A 23,280-nucleotide genomic window follows, 5' to 3' on the forward strand; every position below is an offset into this window, starting at 1 on the left:
ATATGCAATTCGGGTCAATGACTTTGTCTAAGTTTGTCTACAAGCTAAAGGGAGTAGGTAAAAAAACCTACTCCCTTTTACTATATCATTAAATCTATAAAGGCCCTCATATAATCGGGCAGATCAGGTGGACGTCTACTGGAAACTAAATTTTTGTCAACTACAACAGGAACATCAACCCACGTGGCCCCCGCATTTTCCATATCATCTTTAATCCCAGGGGTGCTGGTAACTGTTTTGCCATCTAGAATCTTAGCAGATATAAGTACCCAACCAGCATGACATATCTGTCCGATAGGCTTATTTAATTGATCCATTTTTTGTACCAGATCTATAACCTCTGGGTAGCGTCTTAACTTGTCAGGAGCCCATCCACCGGGAACAAGTATAGCGTCATACATATGGGCATCAACTTCACCGAAAGATAAATCAGTTGTTGCAGGAACACCGTACTTACCAATATATTTGGTTTTTGCTTCTGGGCCTACTAAATCTACAGTAGCCCCTTCTTCCTGTAGCCTTAATATGGGATACCACAACTCTAAATCCTCAAAGTCATGGTCAACTAAAGCTATAATTTTACGACCAATTAGATTCATACTAATCACCTTCCACTAAAAAATTTATAATTATATTTTATAGCTATTCAAAATTATTTTCAAACAGAGAAACTATTTCCTTAAGGGCTATTTCTTCATCTTCGCCGGATATATTAAGGCTTACTATTTCTCCTTGTTTGACCCTTAAGGACATCAAGGATAATATACTTTTACAATTGGCGGTTTTATCTTTATATCTAATATCTATGTTGCTAGAATACTTGGCTGCAGCTTTAACTAACATTGCAGCTGGTCTAGCATGTAGCCCTACTTCATTGGTTACCTTTATTGATTTCTCAATCATGTATGATCATCCCTTCGGATAATAGATTAGTCAGCCAAGTTGTCTATAATTGTTTTAATAATTAAGTAACTTGAGGTAGCACCAGGATCTTGATGCCCGATACTTCTATCACCAAGATAGTTGGCTCGCCCCTTTTTAGCTGCTACTGTCTTTGTATAGTCAACGCCATTTTTAGCTGCAACTAAAATGTTTTGTATCAGATTTTCTTTATCTAAATTATCTTCAACACCGGCTTTATAGGCTTCATATGCGGGTATTAAGGTGTCGAGCATTGTTTTATCTCCCCTTGAAGCCTTGCCCCTTGAGATAATTCCCGATATAGCAGCATCAAACATTGCTAAACCATCCTCATTGTTAAGAGAGTATTTACCTTTAGCAATTTGTCCTGCGCGCATGAATGCAGTGCCATAAAGGGGGCCTGAAGCTCCACCTACCTTAGAAATAAGTATCATTGCTATGGTGGACAAAATATTACCACAGTCTTTATCATTCAGGTCCTCGATTTTATCAACTATGGCTGAAAAACCTCTATCTAGGTTAATTCCGTGATCACCATCTCCAATTGCTTGATCTAGATCAGTCAAATAAGCTCTATTCTCTTTTATAACTTTAGCGATGCTATTGATAGTTTTTACCAAGTTGTTATTATCCATAGAAAACCACCTCTTTTAGTTGAAGATATTATATTAGTTTAGGCTTAGAGAAAACAATTTCCCTAAGCCTAAGAAGGTTTAAACCTGTGTAAAAGCGGGAGTATCTGCTTCAGCGTCTAGTAGATCTTTTAATTCATCGTCCAGTTTTAACAAAGTAATTGAGGCACCAGCCATTTCTAAAGAAGTCATATAATTACCAACTAAAGTCTTGTAAATCTTTATACCTCGTTGGGAGAGGATTTCATTAACTTTTTTGTTAATTATATATAACTCCATACTTGGAGTACCCCCAAGACCATTTACCAAAACAGCCACTTCACTGTCGCTATAATCTAAATCAGCTAGTATCTTATCTAGTAGGTGGGTAGTTATTTCATCAGCAGTTTTTATAGAATCTTTATGTGTTCCCGGCTCACCGTGTATACCCAAACCTACTTCCATTTCATTTTCTTCAAGGGTGAAAGAGGGCTTTCCTGCCGCAGGAACAGTGCAAGGAGTCAACGACATACCCATTGAACGTACATTAGCTATGGTTTTTTCTGCAACTCGCTTAACCTCAGAGAGGTCCATGCCCTTTTCAGCTGCAGCACCGGCAAGCTTATGTACAAAGACTGTACCAGCAATTCCTCTTCTGCCAGTTGTCCAAGTACTATTTTCTACGGCAACATCATCATTCACAACTACACTTTCCACTTCTATATCCAACCCTTCCATAGCAGCCATTTCTGCAGCCATTTCAAAATTCATTACATCACCGGTATAGTTTTTAACTACCATTAAAACCCCTGCGCCACCATTTACAGCTTTTAAAGCTTCAAATATTTGATCAGGTGTAGGAGATGTAAATACAGCACCTGCTATTGCCCCATCTAACATACCCTTACCTACAAAACCGCCATGACTAGGCTCATGGCCACTGCCCCCACCGCTTATTAGAGCAACTTTCCCTTTCACTGGTGAATTTGCCCTAACTAAAACATTGAAACCACTTACCTGGCGAACATAGTTGGGATGGGCTTTAACTATGCCTTCTAACATTTCTTCCACAACGAGTTCTGGATTGTTAATAAGCTTTTTCACGGAAATTCCTCCTCTAAATATATTAATATTCAAAATATTTAATGCAATTAACGTGCCATTAAGGGTGTTTTGTAAAAAATAGAAGAAATTAGACCTTTGCACTATATATATTAAAGTAATGAAGGCAAATATTACAGAAACTGGGGAATTTTTCCCCAATAAATTCATTTTTCCCCACGGAAGAAGAAATGCCACATACATCAACAATTATATTAATAATTGTTAACAGTTTATTAAACCCGTTACCAACTATTGACAAGGATAGTTAAATTATATAATATTAGTTATATAACAAGCGTTATATAACTAATATTATTAGGGGGGATACCCATGGGTCCAAAAACTAAGTTCAATAAACAGGATATTGTTGAGGCAGCCTTTAAAATAGCAAGGGAAAAAGGCTTTTCGGCAATCACAGCTAGGAACGTTGCTAAAAGGCTAGAGTCCTCTGTGGCACCTATATATGTTAACTTCGCAACAATAGAAGATTTGACTACAGCTGTAGTAGAACGGGTTTTTGCCCTATCCGATGAGTTCCTTGCAAGGGAAAAAGGGGCAGACATATTTGAAAATATAGGAAGAGCAAGTCTTAATTTTGCAAGGCAATATCCGGTTTTTGTGCAAGAGTTGATTTTAAAGCCTAATCCATACATGGCTTCCTACGAAAAGGTTGAAGATACTATCCTTGAAGCCATTAAAGGGGAAGAAACTATGATTGGGCTAACTAGAGATGAGCAAAGGAGATTACTTTTAAAGTTGCGTATTTTTCAAACAGGACTTACGGCATTTGTGGCAAATGGTCATATACCTTCTTGGATAGATGAAGATGAAGTGGAAGAACTTCTTTTTGAAGTGGGTGATGAATTCCTAAGGGCTCTGAAAATGAAGGGAGAGAATAAACGGTGAAGAAATTAGTTATAATTGGTGGAGGAATAGCAGGACTTAGCGCAGGTATTTTTGCCCAAAAGAATGGATTTGATAGTGTTATACTGGAAAAACATCATACTTTAGGAGGGGAATGCACAGGTTGGGATCGTCAAGGCTATCACATCGACGGGTGTATTCATTGGCTTGTGGGCACAAAAAAAGGAACTGCCATTCATGACCTATGGAATACAGTAGGGGCACTAGATGGTGTTGAGTGTTTCCATCCAGAGAGCTTTTTATCATTTGAGTATGATGGCGTTACTGTGCATTTTTATAGGGACCTTGAAAGGCTGAAGTCCAGTTGGATTGAGTTATCTCCAGAGGATGAAGAAGCCATTGAAGGATTTTATCAGACTATAAAACGCTTACAAACCTTTGAGATACCTGTTGGAAAACCCATGGATATGATGAACATTATCGAAAAGGTTAAATTTTTATTGTCTATGAAGGACGCAGGGTATGTTATGCAAAAATACGGCAAAGTTAGCTTAAAAGAGTATGCGAAAAATTTTAGACATCCTGCTTTAAGGGAAACCGTTGCGTTCTTTATGCCAGATGGCTACAGTGCTTCATCCCTCTTTTTTGCCCTTGCATCATTTACTAAAGGGCAAGCATCTATTCCTTATGGGGGCTCAAAGGCTATGGCCATGCGTATGGTTGAACGTTATCTTGAGCTAGGAGGCACCATAGAAAAAAGTTGTGAAGCCATGGACCTGACAATAAAAGAGAACCAGGTAAAAAATGTTATCTGTAAGAATAACAAGACCTTTGAAGCAGACTATATTGTTGCTGCCTGTGACCCGAAAGTTTTGTATCAGACATTGCTAAAAGGAAAGTATCCAGATAAGCAATTTGAGCAACGTTATAACGATCCAAAGGTTTATCCATTAGCATCTAATATGTATGTATCAATTGGATATGAAGGGACAATTGAAGATATACCTAGGACTTTAAATTTCCCTGTTACTCCTTTTGAGATTAATGCAGTGCAAATAAATCGTATATCCATAAACAATTATCAATATGAGCCACTGTTCGCACCAAAAGGTCATACAGTTTTCACATGTGCCATAAATCAGTTCCACTGTGACTATGATGCTTGGAAAGAACTTTACAAAAACCAAGGTGCATACAAAAGTGAAAAAGCAAGAATTGGGGAAGAAATCCTCCGGTCCATGGAGGAAAGGTTTCCAGAAATGAAAGGAAAGCTGAAGGTCCTTGATGTAGTTAGCCCAATGACCTATGAAAGATATTGTAACGCATATAGAGGTGCTTTCATGGCTTTTTTACCTACCATAGGAAGTAAAGAGATGGCCCATAAAGGGGTAATAAAAGGATTGGATAATCTATACTTAAGTGGTCAGTGGTTACAACCACCAGGAGGTCTTCCTGTGGCACTTATTACAGGAAAAGATACGGTGATGAGAATCTGTAAAAAAGAGAAGAAGAAATTTATAGCGCACTAAAAAGGAAGAGCCTATTTATGGGCTCTTCCTCTTTTAGTTGATTTTCCTAACAACTTTCCACTAACCAATTTTCTAAATAAATACTGTTACCACTTATATGGATGTTTGTGAGTCTTGGGTTCTAGATGTATTGTGGTCCGTATATCAGAAATTGTATTATGAATATCACGCTCTATGGCGCTTGATATATCATGGGCTTCTGTCAGGCTGAAATCATCAGGGAAAATCAAGTGTAAATCAACCTGTCTTATAATGCCTACCTTTCTAGATCTCAAGTGATGATAATCTAATGCTGGAGGACTGTAACTATCTATGATCCCTTTAATTTTATCAATATCTTCTTGGGATAAGCTTCGGTCTAAAAGTTGACTGATGGACTCTTTACCTATATCATAGCCAGTCTTTATTATAATAAGTGCTACAACAATTGCAACTATGGGGTCGATTAACCTCAAACCAGTGAAGCGAATAAAAATTAATCCTACAATAACACCTATTGATGTAATGACATCTGTTAGAAGATGTAAAGCATTTGCCTTCAATGCTGTAGATTTTTCTTTTTTTGCTACTTTTAGCATTACTAAAACAGCAGCCCCATGCAATGTGATGGAAACAATCATCATAATAATCCCTGGCAATGTTTCTGTTATAAGACTTCTGTGGTAAATTCTTAAGACGGCCTGTGTAATAATAGTAATGGATACTATAAAAATTAATACACTTTGTATTGCTGCTGCTAAATCTTCATATTTACCATGACCATAATTATGACATTTATCTGCAGGCTTTTTGGCAAAATGGATAGCTATTAAGGTTATAGTAGAGGCAAAGACATCCATAGTGGAATGCATGGCATCCGAAATTATACTTATAGAATTGGTTTTCAGGCCCACGATAACCTGAAAGATTACTAAGAAAATACTTACTCCTATAGCTAAAAAAGCTGCTCTAACTTTATTCATTAAAATTACCACCTTTATAATTTATTGTCTATTTAATCTATGAATTAAGCCTATAAAATGACAACGATTCAGGGAAAAAATTTTCCCGGGGCTAAAAATTGAGAATAATTAGCATTTTCATCTTTACTACTAAATAAACTAGGGGTAGAATGTTAGGGGGAGGGATTTTAGTGGATACATTGGCAGATAAAGTTCAGTCAAAAGTGAAAGAGTATGTAGGGCATGACTTAGATTTAATACTGGAAATTTACAAAGAAGACAAAATAATGGCTAAAAGTTTTTCCATATTTACATACTTAGTAGCAAAAGGATATGGGAAGGATGAAATAATAGCAGAAAGAATTGCCGAGATAATGGAAGCATTTTTTTTGGCGACTTCCATCCATGATGATATCATTGATTGTGAAGATAAGATAAACGAAAAACTTATGGATCAAAAACTAAATGACCGTATTGTCCTTGGAGATTACTTTTTTGTTGAGTTAGCTGTGCTCATGGGGAAGCTTACACCCCATCTTAAAGAAGATGTTCGTGATAAGTTTTTAGAGTATTTTACTAATGAAATGCTTGTAGTAGCGAAAAGTCAAATGATAGATCAGAAAATGATAAAGAAAAAATACTCCATACAGGAATCTCTGAAGCAATCAGAAGATAGGGGAGGCAGCTGGGGGAGGCTTGTCATGGGAAGCGTTGCCACAGCTTGTGAGGCCAATATAAAAGAAGTACAGCTTTTAACTGAAGCAGCTAACAATCTTTTTATTGCTCTAACCATTTTAGATGACCTTCAAGACTTAACAGATGATATTAAAAATGGTATTTATAGCTTAGCTCCCAGTTATTACTTAGATAATCATGGTGATATAAGCCTCTTTAACAAAGTAAAAGATATTAAAAAGATTAAAAAAGAACTTCAGAAAAATGGGGCCTTTAAATATACATTGGAGACGGCTAAGGGTTATGGTGCAAAGGCTTCAGCTCTATTAGACCAGTTCTTAGTGGATAAAGAAGGAATGAATTGGTTTCAGCTTAAAGCTTTTTTTGGCACTATATATAAACAACTAGATGCGCTAAGTGATACCACCTTAGTGGAGAGATTTTAACTTAGTATTAAATATCTCTTGCCTATTTGACAAAAAATGGTTAAGCACATATAATTTATATAGAGTCATTTTTATTTTAGGGGGACGAATTTGTGTCAGTGAGTGAATTAACTAATTAAGGAACTGAATAGTTCAAAAGGGTAAATCTGCAGTTATATGCAGGTGTATTTGTTGTTACCTTTTTTGAATCCTTAAGTTAATGAACACTGGCCAATAATCAACCCATAAATATTCAGGGGATATTTGCCGTGCGTGTGCACGGTTTTTCTATGTCCTTTTATAAAATTCGGGCTGTAGGTGAACTATGTTCATTTGCACGCCCGTTTTGTTTTTATGTACAAATTTTAGTACCACCTTTACCACAAAACAAAACTGGGAAATTGGATAAAAAGCAATTAAAAAACTTGTTAGGGAGTTCGGATTTAACTACTGAAAACATTGTCAATTAAGGAATGACAACTGGAGATTATGGGGTATAAAAAGGAGTGTGATGTAATATGTCAGTAAAGATAAAATCACAATGTAGCATAAGCTATAAACTTAAAAAACAAGGAGGCTCATGTTAGAAATGAATGAAAAAACATTGAATAACTTAGAGTACTATAAAATTATTGAAACATTAAAAGAGTTTGCCCATTCATCGTTAGGTAAGAGAAGGGTAGAAAAACTAAGACCTCAAATAAACCTAGAAGGGATTAAAATGCAAATACAAGAAACAACCCAAGCAAAAGCAATACTCAACAAAAAATCTAGAGTACCACTAAATGGTCTAGATGGCTTTGAAAAAGTATATGTAAAAATAGGGAAAAACAACTGCCTTAACCCAGAAGACTTTACTGCCATAGGGGAATTGCTAAGTGGAGTAAGGCAGATGAAGACCTTTATGAGAGAAATGGAAGTAGTTGCCCCAATAGTAAGTGGCTATGTATACTCCATGGCAGATTTATCTGGATTACAAAATGAAATCCTAAATAGTATAGGTAACGGCAGGGTACTTGATAAAGCATCCCCCACTCTAAATAAAATTCGTAAAAAGAAAAACGTGGTGGAGGAAAGAATAAAAGCAAAACTACAAAGTTTTCTAACATCTTCTATTCATAGTCCGCATCTGCAAGAAAAAATAATTAGTACTAGAGAAGGACGTTATGTAATACCTGTAAAGCAGCAATACAAAAACAGCTTTGAGGGTAATGTGCTAGACTCATCAAGAACAGGATCAACCCTCTTTGTAGAGCCTGAAGCAGTAAAAAGACTTCATGATGAACTTAACACACTAAGGGTGGAAGAAGAAAAGGAATTGTATATAATTTTATCTAAGCTAACAGTTCAAGTGGAGATGCACCAACAAGAAATCAAAATAATAGTTGAGACCTTAGAAACATACGACTTCCTCTTTGCTAAAGCAAGATATTCTCAAAGTATAAAAGGTAACCCAATTTATATAAATGATTGTAATAAAATCAATATAAAAGAGGGAAGACATCCACTCCTTGGAGATGAAGCAGTACCACTAGACTTCACTATTGGCGATACCTTCAGATCACTTATAATAACAGGACCCAATACAGGGGGGAAAACTGTAGTTCTTAAAACCATAGGGCTTTTAACACTAATGGCTCAAGCTGGCCTACATGTACCTGCCAGTGAAGACAGCCAACTGTCAGTGTTTTTAGATGTTCTTACTGACATAGGTGATGGTCAAAGTATAGAACAATCTTTAAGTACCTTTTCATCCCATATTAGAAACATCATTGGTATACTAGGTTGTGCTGAAAAAGACACCCTAATCCTAATAGATGAGGTCGGTACTGGAACTGATCCTTCTGAAGGATCAGGGTTAGCCATGGCAATACTAGAAGAACTACACAACTCGGGGGCCACAACAGTTGCCACTACCCACTATAGTGAAATAAAAACATTTGCCCAAGAACACCCAGGTTTTGAAAATGGGTCAATGGGTTTTGACATCAGTACCCTTAAACCATTGTATAAACTAAGTATTGGGGTAGCGGGAGAAAGTAACGGGTTTTTAATTGCATTAAGGCTTGGCATGAAAAAAGAACTAGTAAGAAGAGCCCATAATCTAATATATAAAGAAGATAGAGAGTATGATATTGAATTTGAGGAAAGTAATCCCATTGAAGATGAAATTATAAAAAGTCATATGGATTTAGTTAATAGTAAAAACAAGCAACAGTTGTATAAAAAACAGGTAGATAAAGTTACCATAGAACACTCTTTTGACCTAGGAGATAGTGTATATATACCTACAATGGATAGAACTGGCATAATCTGCGAACTGGAAAACAGTAAGGGGGATTTAGGTGTTATGATAATGAAGAAGAAATTTAAAATTAATAAAAAACGCCTAAGGCTTCATATAGAAGCAAAAGAACTGTACCCAGAAGGATATGATCTTGATATAGTTTTTAAATCAAAAGAAAATCGAAAGTTAGACCATGATATGAACAGAAAATACACCGGTGACACCATAAGGATAATAAAGGAAGGCAAAGAAAACTAAACTAATTATTAACAATTTATGAAATCCTTTGACAGTTTTAAAGAAATAAATTAAACTTATAGAAGAAAAATAAAAGTTGTAAGGAGGTAAGGATATGTTAGTAAATGAAGTTGTAAAGCTAAAACAAAACCTTGCCTTTCTTATGGGATATCTCTAGGATTATTAGGGGGATCTAAAAAATCAAGAAAAGCCATGGGTTTTGTAGACCCATGGCTTTTATATTTTCAAGAGAGGGGGATAAAGATGATGATAATTAAGGTGATTGACTTATAATCTTGTAAAAAATGAATGACATGATTCAATGAAATAAAGGGAGGAAGAACAAATGGTTGATATTAAAATAATTGAATACCATAGAGGAATTGCGCAAGAAGTTGCAGACATGTGGAATGCAAGCCATGAAGGGTGGGGCGGTGGAGATACAGTTAGGACCGCAGAGGATGTGCACCGCTCGGAATCAAACTCAGAAAATACGAATTTATTTATAGCCATGGAAGGGGAAAAGGCTGTGGGATATTGCAGCCTTTCAGAATATAGATTTGATGAAAACACCATGTATATACCATTATTAAATGTAAGACCTACCCACCACGGCAAAAAGATAGGAAAAGAACTATTACTAGCTGCACTAAATAGAACAATAGAACTAGGCTGGCCAAGACTTGACCTATTCACATGGCCAGGTAACACTAAAGCTGTTCCCTTATACAAAAAATGTGGATTCTTCTGGGAGGATATGGATGAGTCTACCCACTTACTTAACCTGATTCCAACTGTGCTAAAGACACAGGCTATAAAAGACTACTTTCAACATATTGATTGGTATAACGACAGTACTAGGATCATCGAAGTTAAACCTGATGGAGAAAAAGAAAATAGTTTTGAATACTATCAATACTCGTGGATAAAAGGAGACATAAATCTTAGAGTTCAGTTCGAAAGAAGGGGAAGGGGTCTAAGGCTAATAGAGACTGACGACTACCTAGTTTGTGCAACTGTAGAAAAAATGAACTTGGTGTTCGGTAGAAAATATCAAGTTGAATATAAAGTGGTCAATAAAAGTGGAAGACCATTGAGTATTGAAATAGAGGGATACAAGGATAAAAACATTGATAATACATTTATTGCCTCCCAAGAAGTATCAACAGAAGTAATAATTAGCAATAACTTTACCGTAGGAGAAGTTCAAGAGGAGCAAAGTAACTTTAAAACCCACCCTACAGTAGCTGCAAAGATCAAAATAAATGGAAAACAAGCATTGTTCCAAATAGGTATTGTTCCCGAGTTTCCAGCAAAACTTGTTTTTAAAGGTAGCAAGGAAATGTGTTATATAAATAAACAGGGAGAGTTTTATCTGGATATACAAAACAAATTTGACGAGGCAGCAGAGTTTGAATTTGATCTACCAGAATCGCACTTTGTTGATCTACATCAAAAACATTTTAAAATAACTTTAGAACCTAAAGATAGAACTTCTATCCCTATTAACTATACTCTTAAGGGCTTTGGTTTTTATTACCCCAAATTGGAAGTTAGGGTTACCCTTAAAAACGGTGATATAATTACATTTACTAAAAAAATAGGTTACGCTTTTAAAGGTTTAAATGCCCAATTCTATGGAGAAACAGAGCACTACTGGGAGATTTATAACGACAAGTTTGTAGTGAAGTTAGAAAAAATGGATAACTGGCAGACACCAACTAGACAAGTGAATGATGGCTTTATTACAGCTCATATGCCACCTAGAATTGGAAAACCGTTTTTTGATGAATTTGCTAAGAAAAAACCAACAGACATAAAATTCTATAAGAAAAATGGGTCTGCGGTGTTAGAGTATATACTACAATCAGATAAAAAGAAAGGAATTCAAGTAAAAACAATACATGAACTATTATCCAATGGTCTTTTGGCATCTAACTATGAAATAATAAACAAAGGTTATGAATCAGACGAAGAGCTCTCCTTAGCATTACCTGTAATGCATAACATGGAAGGTGCAGTGATACCATTAGCTTCTGGCATTGTTGAACTACACGATTCCATAGGTGCCGAATTAGGATATTGGGAAAGCAAAGACTTAAATGAGAACTGGCTGTTTGCAAAGTCAAGAACCATACCAAGGGGATTGGCATGGCCAGAGGAATACGAGGTGGAGTTCAAAGGTTGGCACTTGATGTTAACAACAAGTTTAGGGAAAATTGGTGTGGGAGATAAGGTGGTAACTAAACCTATTTATATATCAGTAGGGGCATTTTCCACATGGCAAGAATTCAGAGCCTTTGCAAAGCAGGAAGATTCTATAGATTATCAAAATCCTATAGAGCATATTACCTTAAGGGTAAATGGTGGGAATCCCTTTGTTGACGATATCATCAATGTATCTGTGGAAGAAAAAAAGACTTCACCCTTAGATGGTGAAATCTCAGTGGGAATAAACGGTAATGTTAAAAAAGAGAAAGTAAGTCCAGATGATAAGAAAAAGTTTATTGAGTTTCAATTGAAATCAAGCAAAGAGATAGATTATGTTACTTCTATTATAGATTTATCAAGTTATAGATTAGAGAAAGAGAGTGTAGTATTTAGGAAAGGCAAAAATACTATTAACACCAGTGTTATAGAAGAACAAGGGCAGATGGTCTATGTGGCAGATAATGGGGTTCTACAAATAAAAACTTCTCCCGCATACGGACCAAATCTCTACTCTTTACAGTTTAAAGGTAAAGAATGGCTAGACAATACCTTCCCCAAAGTTGGTCCTAAGTCTTGGTGGAACCCATGGCAAGGAGGCCTATATAGTACGCCAGAAGGACTTCTTTTACGAACTGCCATGAAGGAGACAATTAACGTGAGTTTTACCCAAATAAATGATCAATTCTATAACCAATGGGAAGGTATAAAAATCACTGTCAAGGTAACCGAACACGAGAGATTCAAAGGCTTAACCTTCCATCAGTACTATCTAATGCTTCCTGGTTCACCTGTTTTATGCCAGCTAGTAGAAATAGAGCAAAATACAGGGGCATATATAGAAGGTGATTGGATGCACTCTTACTTCTTTAAGCCAAATGACCATATCAAGACTTGCTTCCATAAGTATAAGAATACCTCTGGTGAGTGGGTAACTAGTAAAGCAGGATCCAATGCCTTTGATGGAACAGCACTTTCATCGGTTTCAGTTGAGTCGAGTAAAGAAAAGAATTTAGTCCACTATATTTCTGACCATAGGGAAAGGCAATTGATGGTCTCAACAAATCAGGAAGTTATCTTTATACTAGACTTTCCTAAATATGCCATTAAAAACGGCGAAACCGTAAAATTCAAACCAAACTTCTTCGTACTTACAGATCAAAGAATAAATGAGCTGGCATTGAAGGATCTTATGGAGTTAAAATTCTAAAAAGAGGAGTCCATCTGGACTCCTCTAAATTTTTAATAATATCTCTCTAGCATACCTTCTAAAGCTCTAGCATGACGTGCTTCATCCTTTGCTGCCTCATCAAATACGTCGTGAGCAGGGTCATTTTCCAGTTGTTTAGCTTTAAGAGCACTTTCTCTTTTCATGTTATTAGACTTAACTTCACCCCTAAGGGCAGTTTCGAGATTGTCTTTAGTAATAGTTGAGATGTCACCATTAAGTTCAATAAACCTTGCAGCATGGGCCGCTTCTTCCCAAGCTATAGTCTTAAGAACTTCTCCAATCTCAGGATACCCTTCCCGTTGGGCTTGCCTAGCTACTGCTAAGTACCAACCAATCTCAAAATTTTCACCATCGATGTTAGCCTTAACATCCTCTTCAAGACCAGTGCCCTTAGTAACACCAATCTTGTTTTCAATAACTAAATCTAATTCCAAATGCAAAACCTCCTTTTTAAATTATCACCATATATAATTTCCCCCAGAGGTTTATAAATAATGCGAGAAAAAGGGAGGCATACATTAATTAAAAGGCTAATTAATATGTGCCTCCCCGACAACTTAAGCTTCTTTTTGTAATAAAGTGGCAAGTAAAGCTATGATCCCCATGGCTAAAAACACTGTAAATGCTAATCTGTAAGCAACAAGTGAATAGACCCTTGCTCCATTTACTAGTTCGCCTCCCCAGTTTAAATCAAGTACAAATCCCACAAAAATATTAAGTATAGCACCACCTAAGAAACCGCCTACATTTGCTACACTAGTTGCGGTCCCTGAGAGATGCGGGTTGTTAACTTCTTTTACATTGGTGAATGATAAGATAAAGGATACTGCTGTAATCCCAAGGGACAAATATAAGAAGGGAAGTTGCCACAATGGAGGCTGACCACCTGTAATTACTATTATGTAAAACCAGATTATTGTAAAGATAGAGCCTCCACCTAGTATAACTGTTTTAATTTTTCCTATCCTTTTAGCTATACCCCCCATTATTACTGAACCAACCATTATCCCCACAGTTAACAGTAGAACATAGTTAGAAGCAACGCTTCTGGGCAACTCATATATATGCATTAAATAAGGTATACCCCAAAGACCCGAAAAAGAAGTGATGGTACCCATAAGTGTAAACAATATAAAAAAGTTTGGCCAAGTGTGTTTATTCTTTATAACTTCTAGTAAACCATGCCAGAATGGCAAATCACTTTTTGGAGCATCGCCATTTGGGGAGGGAAATCCTATATCCCTGGGATGGTCTTTAACAAAAATTAAAATCAGAGCGTAGAAGAACAGTGAGATTATACCTATAAGTACAAATGAATATCTCCAACCCACAGCTAGAACTAAGAAAGCTAGGGGTGTAGTAGCTAATACTCCACCGAAATTACCCACTAGGGAAGTCCAACCAGATATCATAGGGAACTCTTCCCTTTTGTACCAAACAGCTTGAATTTTAAGTATGGATACGAAAACACCTGCAACGCCTACACCAACTAATAATCTACCTACATATGCAATAAGAATATTAGGGGCAAAGCTAAAGATTATTGATCCTATTCCAGCAAGGAGCATGCCCATACTAATGGTTTTCCTAGGGCCAATATGGTCTATCATAATACCATAGGGTATTTGCATGGCTGCATATGCCCAAAAATACATTGAGGCCAGATTGCTAAGCTGTGTACCTGTTAAATTAAGTTCGGACGCAAGGTCTTCTGCCACTACAGCAGTTGAATAACGATGAAAGAACACAATGACAAAGGCTAGTACCAATACTGACCATATGGTCCATTTAGTTCTATTATATTTTGCTATTTCCATAAAAAAACCTGCCGTTATCAGACAGGTGTTCACCTCGCCTTCTTGATTAGTATACCCTAGTATAGTTTATAGTTTTTTAACTCTTAAGTAAAGGTGTTTTGTACATGTGTATTATCTGATATAATTAAATAAAAAATGCAGAGGAGTCTTTCGGGGAATGAAAAAATTATGGAGTTTTGATTATGTGGTTGTTGACGATAAAGCAAAAGAATTTGTAATTGCGTTTTACTTACTGACGTTAATTGTAGTAGGGGTACTTTTACAAACTCCCCAAGAGTTATTTCGAGGCCTTATAAATATTTTTACAACACCAGGTATGTTAATAACTGATTATATGGTGGTAGGAGGGGTTGGAGCTACACTAGTTAACGGTGCAGTGGTAGGAGTTATAGGTTTTATACTGCTCAAAATAAATAAGATTGCCTTTAATGGTCCACCCATTGCTGCTATCTTTACAATGGTTGGTTTCGGTTTTTTTGGTAAGAATATCTGGTCAATTTTACCTGTTATTTTAGGTGTATTTATTTACAGTCGTATTAAGGGTCAAGCATTTAAAACATATATTTACCCAGCACTGTTTGGAACAGCCCTAGCACCATTGGTGACACAAGTAGCCTATGGTTTTGGCTGGGGCGTACCTGTTAGTATAGTAGTGGGTACACTGGCAGGTATTATTGTTCCACCTTTAGCCAGTCACTTGTTAAGGGCCCATGAAGGGTACAATATCTATAACATCGGTTTTACTGCTGGTTTTGTGGGACTATTATTTACCAATTTATTTAGAAGCTATGGATTCAATAGTGATATAATAGTAATATGGGGAACTGAGTTTAATCCTCTAATGCGCCAGATTTTTATACCCATTTTTCTAAGTATGGTTTTACTTGGGATTATATTTAACAAAGGCAAGGTTAAAGATTATTCAGAGATTTTAAAACACCCAGGCACTTTGATAACAGATTTTGTAGTACTAGGTGGATTTGGGAGTACCCTTATAAACATGGGACTTGTTGGCCTTGTGGGCTCCGGATATATTGAACTAGTCTCAGGTCATTACAACGGAGCAAGTGTGGGAGGGCTGTTAACAATGGTTGGTTTTGCAGCCTTCGGTAAGCACATTTTTAACATTATTCCAGTCATGGGTGGTGTTTGGTTAGGAACTGTATTCTCCATTTTCGAACCAAACGCCCCAGGGGCACTATTAGCAGCACTTTTTGGTACAACACTGGCACCCCTTTCAGGCCAGTTCGGTCCAATTATAGGTGTTTTAGCAGGATTCGTGCATTTATCAATAGTTTCAAATGTAGGTATACTTCACGGAGGATTAAACCTTTACAACAATGGTTTTGCAGGTGGTCTTGTGGCAACCATTTTTGTAGCTCTAATAAATGGATTTAAAGGAGATAAGTAAAGGAGGGGATACTACTTGAAATCTGAAAAAAAGAAAATTCAAGGTATAGTAAAGGAACTCATTTCAAACTCACTAAATGCAGAAGCAGAAGATGTAAATGTAAGTGTAAATAGACGTGCTGGTAAAACCATAATTATTGTCCAAGATGACGGAAAGGGTATGGATGAAGAAACAGTTCAGAAAGTTTATGAACTCCTTAACCAGCCAAGGAGAGATGAACTTGAAGACTATTATGGTGGCCTTGCGGGAAACAGTATGACAGCTTCAGGTCTCAATATTGTAGGTATGCTCATTGATGAAGCAAAAGTGGAAAGTGAAATTAATAAAGGAACTAAAGTTACTGTCATAAGATATAAAAAATAAGAGACTCTCACCGAAGAGTCTCTTATTTTTTATGCTTTTCCTAGAAATTTTACACCAAACCTATGCTATCTTTAACTTTTTTCATGGTAAACTCGGCTAAGGCCTTAGCCCTTTGAGCTCCCTGGGTGTAAACATCAACCAAATAGTCTTGATTGTTCATGTACTCTTCATATTTTTCCTTGAAAGGTTTCAATGAATCTACAGCTAGTTCGCCTATTTCAGTCTTAAGTGCACCATACCCTTTGCCGTCATACTTTGTAACAACGTCTTCGATGCTCATGCCAGATAGCTTTGAGTATATGGTAATTAAGTTTTTGACTCCTGGCTGTTCATCTCTATATTGAACTACACCTTCACTATCGGTTACGGCACGTTTAAACTTCTTTATGATATCTTTCTCACTATCCAGTAAAAAGATAGTACCATTTTGATTTTCATCAGACTTAGACATTTTGCTCTCGGGCTCTTGTAAACTCATAATCCTAGCTCCTACTTTAGGTGTATGAACTTCTGGTATGGCGAAAACTTCTCCGTATGAATTGTTGAATCTTGTGGCAATATCCCTAGAAAGCTCTAAATGTTGTTTTTGGTCTTCACCTACAGGGACCAAATTAGCTTGATATAGAAGAATATCAGCAGCCATTAATACTGGATAGGTGAAAAGCCCAGAATTGATATTTGTAGTCTGCTTTGCAGATTTATCTTTGAACTGAGTCATTCTATTAAGTTCACCCATATAGGTATTGCAACTCAAAATCCATGTTAACTCAGTATGTTGTGGTACATGGGATTGGAAGAAAATGATATTCTTCTTTGGATCTAAACCACAGGCTAAGTACTGTGCTAAAAAAGATAGACATGTTTTTCTAAATTCTTTAGGGTCGTTTTTAACTGTCAGGGAATGTAAGTCAACTATAGAGTAGAGGCACTGGTAATCATCTTCTAAAGCTTTCCAGTTCTGTACAGCCCCTATATAATTTCCTAAGGTCAAACTCCCGGTGGGTTGAGCACCACTAAAAACAACTTTTTTATCCATAAATACTACCTCCTTAAATTTATAATGACTGTATGGCAGGGCTTTGTACCTGCCCGACTTTCTAAGTTTGCAGATAAAAGGGAAAATCAAAACATATTGACACGGATAACACAGATGATAAAAGAGATTAAACCTACCACAGATTAGCAAAGAGAATTATGTACACTGTGCTAATAATTAGAAAACTAAAGCTAAAAAACTTAAAACCTTTTGGCCACAGATCTACATGATCTACATGATCTATATGATCTAAAAGCTAAAGGCTAAGTCAAAACATATGGACACGGATTACACTGATTTAAAAAGAGATTAAAGGCCTACCACAGATTTGGCAAAGCAATAATTATGTACACTGTGCTAATAATTAGAAAATTAAAGCTAAAAACTTAAAACCTTTTGCCACAGATCTACATGATCTATATGATCTAAAAGCTAAAAGGCTAGGGGCTAAAGGCTAAATTAAAACAAATTGACACGGATTACACTGATTTTTAAGAGAGATTAAAAGCATACTACAGATTAGAAAAGAAATATTATGTACAATAACTAATAACTAATAACTAAAGTCTTTCCACTTTCCGCTAACTGCTAACAAAAAAATCCCCACATCTCTAAAAAAATTAGAGACGAAGGGATATACTCCGCGGTACCACTCTAGTTGGTGTATAAACACACACCCCCTTGAATCCTATAACGGAGGATAACCGTTTTAGCCTACTTAGATTTCAGCTAAACACTCACAAGTCCATTCGGGAAAGCTCCTTATGTCCATGTCCCACCAATCATGGACTCTCTGTAGCAGCAAGCTAAACCTACTAATCTTAGTCAACGCTTTGAATATTAAAAAAATTATAGCTTAAAACCAAAGTTAAGTCAAATATTTAAGTATAATTATAAAAAGAAATTTTTAAGTAATTTAAGGGTTATACTATACTAAAATGCTAAATAATTACGTAATAATTACAAATATAGTTATTATATAAAAAAAAGCAAATAATTGCAGGAAAAGAAGAGCATGGTGTTGAATTAGTAAAGTGAAAAACAATCCAACTTGTAGGGAGGTGAAATCCCTTGCACCTAGAGAAATTAGGTAAGGAACATATTAACCAAATGTTCGAAGGGATTCTAAAGTTACAGGATGTTGACGAGTGCTATAGATTTTTTGAGGACCTATGTACAGTAAATGAAGTAAAGTCCTTAGCACAAAGGCTAGAAGTTGCTCGCATGTTAAAAAATGGTCATACCTATCACAAGATAGAAGAAGCAACTGGTGCCAGTACCGCTACCATAAGTAGAGTTAAAAGATGCTTAGAATACGGAGAAGGCGGGTACAATATAATATTAGCTAGACTTGAAAAAGAGGAATAATCCTCTTTTTTTTATCTTATTGGGGGCTATTTTATATGTTTTTTAAAAATACTATACCAAAATGGAGCAATGCTCCATTTTGGAATAGTATTTTTTTAAGCCCAGGTGTTCTATAATCTAACAGTTTAAATAAGTTAAAAAATTCACACAAATTTAGCGCGTTCTTAGATAAAACATTAAGTTGGCACAGAAATTGCTTTTATAGAGTATAGAAAGATATACTAGCCTGTTCTTAAAGGGAGAGTGTCTAATAGGAGGTGAGTTTTATTTTTCCTTAAAAAAGGGTCAGTATGTTTTAATAAGAATCTAATAAAAATCTAATTAAAATTTACTAAGGAGGGTTTTTTATGACAACCAGTGCGTATTTTATTCCAACGGTTAACTTATTTGGTGCAGGTAGTGTTAACGAGGTAGGTGCAAAAGTTAAAACATTAGGTGGAAGTAAAGTATTGATCGTCACAGATGAGGGTTTAGTAAAGATGGGTATGGCTGAGAAAGTTAAAAATCTTATCGAAGAAGCCGGTTTAGAAGTTGTTGTTTATGGTGGAGCTGAACCAAACCCAACTGATAATAATGTAGACTCAGGCTTTAATGTTTGGACTGAAGAAAACTGTAATGCCTTAGTATCCTTAGGTGGAGGCTCATCCCATGACTGTGCAAAGGGTATCGGTCTTTTAGCTGCAAACGGTGGAAAGATCCATGACTATGAAGGTGTTGATCAATCATCTAATCCAATGGTTCCATACATAGCAGTAAACACCACTGCTGGAACAGCTTCTGAAATGACTCGTTTTTGTATTATAACTGACACCAGCCGTAAAGTAAAAATGGCAATTGTAGATTGGCGTGTAACACCACACGTATCAATAAACGACCCTGAATTGATGGCAGGAATGCCTCCGGCGTTAACGGCAGCTACAGGTATGGACGCATTAACCCATGCAATTGAAGCTTATGTTTCAACAGCTGCAACTCCACTAACGGACTCAGCTGCTCTTATGGCAGTTAAGATGATTACTAAGTACTTACCTAAAGCAGTAGCCAACGGTGCAGACATGGAGGCTAGGGATCAAATGGCCAGTGCACAATTCTTAGCGGGTATGGCATTTAACAATGCTTCCCTAGGATATGTTCATTCCATGGCCCACCAATTAGGTGGATTCTATAACTTGCCTCATGGAGTATGTAACGCCATATTATTACCACATGTTGAACAATTTAACTTAATAGGATGTGCTGACAGGCTAAGGGATGTGGCAATTGCCATGGGTGAAAATGTAGATGGACTTTCAGTGCCAGATGCTGCTCAAAAGGCAATTGACTCAATTAAAAAACTTTCTAGCTCCATAGGCATACCATCTGGCCTTGCAGAGCTAGGTGTAAAAGAAGAAGACTTTGAAGTCATGGCAACAAACGCTAAACTAGATGCTTGCCAGCTTACAAACCCACGTACTGCCACATTACAACAAGTTATTGATATATTCAGAAGCGCTATGTAAGTTTTTAGTGCCAATAAAAAGCTGTGAGGGATGCTCCCCCCTCGCAGCTTTTTGTTATTTTCACCATACATCCACAACAAACAGCATGGTAAACTCTTTTAAAATTCTGTAGGCTATTTTAGATTTAAGTTACCGGTAGACTATCTCGTCTAATTTACAACAGGAAGCATAAATATTATAAAAAAGGAGGGAGATGTAAAGTGAAAATTTATATTTTGCTATCTGTTTTTTTTGTCCTTATTTATTTTAGTATCAAGCTGAGGGTTGTAAATAGACGTAATGTATCTGATTATTACGAATATGAACCTAAAGACACACCGTTATCTAGGAGTATTGTGGAACTTATTTCAATTGCTGGTGGTATATACATAGCACTAACCCTGGCACTATCTTTCTTAAAGATCGATTACGCGCCCATGTACAGATTGTTAGAAGTTGAGTTTGACTTTCTAGCTGCACTATCCATAGTCCTTGCCAGCGTTCAACCAGTATTTACTTTTATAGGAAGTAAATTAAAACTCAAATAACATTGCATAGAACAGGGGTTTGATTTAAAATAATAGGTAGAAAACAATGGGAAAGGAATTAAACCTATGGATATAACAAAAAATTTAAACCCAGAACAAAGAAAAGCCGCTGAATGTACAGAAGGGCCACTTCTTATAATTGCAGGAGCAGGAAGTGGTAAAACACGAGTATTAACCCACAGAATAGCCTATATACTTGAAAAGGGATTGGCAAAACCTTGGCAGATACTTGCCATTACATTTACAAACAAAGCTGCTGCAGAGATGTTTGAAAGGGTAGATAACATGGTCTATGGTGCTAAAGATATGTGGATATCTACCTTTCACTCTGCCTGTGTAAAGATTTTAAGAAGGGAAGCAACAAGGGTAGGTTTTGATACTAATTTCAATATCTATGATACCAGCGACCAAACAAAGCTTATCAAAGACTGTCTCAAGGAATTGAACATAGACGATAAAAAGTTTCCACCTAAAACCTTTATAGGCGCCATATCAAAGGCTAAGAATATGTTGATTTCTCCAGTTGACTATGCTCCCAAGGACCATTTTGAGAGCTTAGTACAAAATGTGTACAAGCTTTACCAAAGAAGGTTACAGAACAATAATGCCATGGATTTTGATGATCTGATTTTTGAGACAGTAAAGTTATTTAGGTTTAACCCCGATGTACTAGAAAAATATCAAGAAAGATTTAAGTACATCATGGTAGATGAGTACCAAGATACAAACCATAGTCAATACGTACTGGTTAACTTTTTAGCACAAGGGCATAGGAATCTGTGTGTAGTTGGTGACGATGACCAGTCAATCTACCTTTTCAGGGGAGCAGATGTTTCAAATATATTAGATTTTGAAAAAGATTATCCTGAAGCCACTGTAGTTAAACTCGAGCAAAACTATCGATCCACTAAGACCATTATTGCAGCTGCAAATGATGTTATAAAGCAAAACGAAGGTCGTAAAGGTAAAAACCTATGGACTGATAATGACGAAGGTGAAAAAATCGTAGTTCACCAAGCAATTGACCAATACCAAGAAGCAGAATTTATAATTGGAGAGATAGAGAAGCATGTAAGCCACGGTAAAAACTATAAAGATATGGCTATTTTATTTAGGACAAATGCCCTATCCCGTGTACTTGAGGAAGTATTAGTCCGTAGAGGAATACCATATGTAATATATGGAGCAACGGAGTTCTACAAAAGAAGAGAGATAAAAGATGTCCTGGCGTATTTAAAAGCTTTGGTTAACCCAGAAGACAATTTAAGTATAGCCCGTATTATAAACGTGCCCCGTAGGGGAATCGGTGACACTACCATTGACAAATATCTAGCATATGCAGAAGAGGCTAGTTTGTCCCTATACCAGGTGTTAAAAAACCACAGTGATGTTGTACCTAGAAGTAGCAAAAAAGTCCAAGATTTTGTAGCACTCATTGAACAGCTTAGATCTATGGCTGAATATTTAACGGTGTCAGAGCTGCTAGATGAAGTAATAAACCGTACAGGCTATCAATCAATGCTTCAAAACGAAAATACCGATGAAGCCCGTATGAGACTGGAAAACATCCAAGAGCTTTCCACTGTAACCCAAGAATTTGATAATAACAGTGAAGGCGGACTGGAGGAATTTGTGCAAGAGATATCCCTTAACACAGATACCGAAAGTGTAAATGCCGACGGAAATGTAGTTAAACTATTGACTCTCCATAGTGCAAAAGGTCTTGAGTTCCCTATTATCTTTATTGCAGGAGCTGAAGAAAAGATTTTCCCTCATATAAGGTCATTTGAAGAACCAATTGAGATGCAAGAGGAAAGAAGATTATGTTATGTGGGTATAACCAGGGCCATGGAGAAGCTATACTTCACCTGTGCTCAAAGCAGGAGTCTATATGGACGTACAGACCGTAATCCAGTTTCTAGATTCTTAGATGAGATTAAAGCGGAGCTTTTAGATAATAATAGCCCTAAAGGATATCAAGTAAAAGAGCTATTCACTAAAAGTCCTTCTTTATCAAATAACATATATGCAAAGCCTGTTAAACAAAATATCAACATCCCATACCAAGTTGGTATGGTTGTAGAACATAAAAAGTTTGGACAGGGTATAATAATAGGTATACAGCCACTAGGGGATGACCAATCAGTAACAATTGATTTCCAAACTGCAGGAAACAAAAAACTAATGGCAAGTTTTGCACCCCTAAAAGTAATAGAGAATTAGATG

Annotated in this window: 19 protein-coding genes and 1 other annotated feature; of the genes, 11 read left to right on the forward strand and 8 right to left on the reverse strand. The window is 36.4% G+C overall.

The genetic code is table 11. The annotated features are described in order from the left end of the window. Positions 1 to 80: 80 nt before the first annotated feature. The 4 genes from HYG86_RS11055 to dhaK all read right to left on the reverse strand — a co-directional run bounded on the left by HYG86_RS11055 (position 81) and on the right by dhaK (position 2,636). Positions 81 to 599 (reverse strand): type 1 glutamine amidotransferase domain-containing protein, encoded by a 519-nt coding sequence (locus HYG86_RS11055; protein WP_213165627.1) that lies wholly within the window; start codon positions 597 to 599, stop codon positions 81 to 83. A gap of 43 nt (positions 600 to 642) precedes the next feature. Then, positions 643 to 903, reverse strand: coding sequence for an HPr family phosphocarrier protein (locus HYG86_RS11060; RefSeq protein ID WP_246451753.1), 261 nt, complete (start codon positions 901 to 903; stop codon positions 643 to 645). A 26-nt stretch (positions 904 to 929) separates the two neighbouring features. Further along, positions 930 to 1,556: a dihydroxyacetone kinase subunit DhaL gene (gene dhaL, locus HYG86_RS11065; RefSeq protein WP_213165628.1), complete on the reverse strand. Its 627-nt coding sequence runs from the start codon at positions 1,554 to 1,556 to the stop codon at positions 930 to 932. A 78-nt stretch (positions 1,557 to 1,634) separates the two neighbouring features. Continuing rightward, a complete protein-coding gene (dhaK, locus tag HYG86_RS11070; protein WP_213165629.1) occupies positions 1,635 to 2,636 on the reverse strand; it encodes a dihydroxyacetone kinase subunit DhaK in 1,002 nt (333 codons plus the stop codon). 330 nt (positions 2,637 to 2,966) lie between these two features. On the opposite strand from dhaK, the gene HYG86_RS11075 reads away from it, so the two are divergent. Continuing rightward, complete coding sequence (locus HYG86_RS11075; protein ID WP_213165630.1) at positions 2,967 to 3,542, forward strand: TetR/AcrR family transcriptional regulator; 576 nt, start codon at positions 2,967 to 2,969, stop codon at positions 3,540 to 3,542. Continuing rightward, positions 3,539 to 5,029: a phytoene desaturase family protein gene (locus tag HYG86_RS11080; protein WP_213165631.1), complete on the forward strand. Its 1,491-nt coding sequence runs from the start codon at positions 3,539 to 3,541 to the stop codon at positions 5,027 to 5,029. The genes HYG86_RS11075 and HYG86_RS11080 overlap by 4 nt, the downstream gene beginning before the upstream one ends. 86 nt (positions 5,030 to 5,115) lie before the next feature. On the opposite strand, the gene HYG86_RS11085 is transcribed toward HYG86_RS11080, so the two are convergent. Further along, positions 5,116 to 5,991 (reverse strand): cation diffusion facilitator family transporter, encoded by an 876-nt coding sequence (locus HYG86_RS11085; protein WP_213165632.1) that lies wholly within the window; start codon positions 5,989 to 5,991, stop codon positions 5,116 to 5,118. A 170-nt stretch (positions 5,992 to 6,161) separates the two neighbouring features. Between HYG86_RS11085 and HYG86_RS11090 the strand changes: the two genes are divergently transcribed. From HYG86_RS11090 to HYG86_RS11100, 3 genes are all read left to right on the forward strand, one after another. Next, complete coding sequence (locus HYG86_RS11090) at positions 6,162 to 7,091, forward strand: polyprenyl synthetase family protein (protein WP_213165633.1); 930 nt, start codon at positions 6,162 to 6,164, stop codon at positions 7,089 to 7,091. A 568-nt stretch (positions 7,092 to 7,659) separates the two neighbouring features. Next, positions 7,660 to 9,615, forward strand: coding sequence for an endonuclease MutS2 (locus HYG86_RS11095; protein ID WP_213165634.1), 1,956 nt, complete (start codon positions 7,660 to 7,662; stop codon positions 9,613 to 9,615). Between the two features lie 325 nt (positions 9,616 to 9,940). Beyond that, positions 9,941 to 13,012: a GNAT family N-acetyltransferase gene (locus HYG86_RS11100; RefSeq protein WP_213165635.1), complete on the forward strand. Its 3,072-nt coding sequence runs from the start codon at positions 9,941 to 9,943 to the stop codon at positions 13,010 to 13,012. 32 nt (positions 13,013 to 13,044) lie between these two features. On the opposite strand, the gene HYG86_RS11105 is transcribed toward HYG86_RS11100, so the two are convergent. Next, a complete protein-coding gene (locus HYG86_RS11105) occupies positions 13,045 to 13,467 on the reverse strand; it encodes a ferritin-like domain-containing protein (RefSeq protein ID WP_213165636.1) in 423 nt (140 codons plus the stop codon). Between the two features lie 123 nt (positions 13,468 to 13,590). Next, positions 13,591 to 14,850: an MFS transporter gene (locus HYG86_RS11110; protein WP_213165637.1), complete on the reverse strand. Its 1,260-nt coding sequence runs from the start codon at positions 14,848 to 14,850 to the stop codon at positions 13,591 to 13,593. A gap of 157 nt (positions 14,851 to 15,007) precedes the next feature. Between HYG86_RS11110 and HYG86_RS11115 the strand changes: the two genes are divergently transcribed. Beyond that, on the forward strand, positions 15,008 to 16,261 hold the full coding sequence (locus tag HYG86_RS11115; RefSeq protein WP_213165638.1) for a DUF1576 domain-containing protein: 1,254 nt from the start codon (positions 15,008 to 15,010) through the stop codon (positions 16,259 to 16,261). A gap of 15 nt (positions 16,262 to 16,276) precedes the next feature. After that, positions 16,277 to 16,624, forward strand: coding sequence for an ATP-binding protein (locus HYG86_RS11120; protein ID WP_213165639.1), 348 nt, complete (start codon positions 16,277 to 16,279; stop codon positions 16,622 to 16,624). 49 nt (positions 16,625 to 16,673) lie between these two features. Here HYG86_RS11120 and trpS read toward each other — a convergent pair whose 3' ends face one another. Then, entirely contained in the window at positions 16,674 to 17,660 is a 987-nt protein-coding gene (gene trpS, locus HYG86_RS11125) for a tryptophan--tRNA ligase (protein WP_213165640.1), read from the reverse strand. A gap of 619 nt (positions 17,661 to 18,279) precedes the next feature. Next, positions 18,280 to 18,498: a binding site (T-box leader), on the reverse strand. Positions 18,499 to 18,731: 233 nt separating this feature from the next. Between trpS and HYG86_RS11130 the strand changes: the two genes are divergently transcribed. The 4 genes from HYG86_RS11130 (at position 18,732) to pcrA (ending at position 23,277) form a co-directional block, all read left to right on the forward strand. Next, entirely contained in the window at positions 18,732 to 19,028 is a 297-nt protein-coding gene (locus HYG86_RS11130) for a YerC/YecD family TrpR-related protein (protein ID WP_213165641.1), read from the forward strand. 347 nt (positions 19,029 to 19,375) lie between these two features. Beyond that, on the forward strand, positions 19,376 to 20,527 hold the full coding sequence (locus HYG86_RS11135) for an iron-containing alcohol dehydrogenase (RefSeq protein ID WP_213165642.1): 1,152 nt from the start codon (positions 19,376 to 19,378) through the stop codon (positions 20,525 to 20,527). 200 nt (positions 20,528 to 20,727) lie between these two features. Next, entirely contained in the window at positions 20,728 to 21,054 is a 327-nt protein-coding gene (locus HYG86_RS11140; protein WP_213165643.1) for a hypothetical protein, read from the forward strand. 66 nt (positions 21,055 to 21,120) lie between these two features. Beyond that, positions 21,121 to 23,277, forward strand: coding sequence for a DNA helicase PcrA (gene pcrA / locus HYG86_RS11145; protein WP_213165644.1), 2,157 nt, complete (start codon positions 21,121 to 21,123; stop codon positions 23,275 to 23,277). Positions 23,278 to 23,280 lie beyond the last annotated feature (3 nt).

It is taken from the genome of Alkalicella caledoniensis, from assembly GCF_014467015.1.
Taxonomy (GTDB): domain Bacteria; phylum Bacillota; class Proteinivoracia; order Proteinivoracales; family Proteinivoracaceae; genus Alkalicella; species Alkalicella caledoniensis.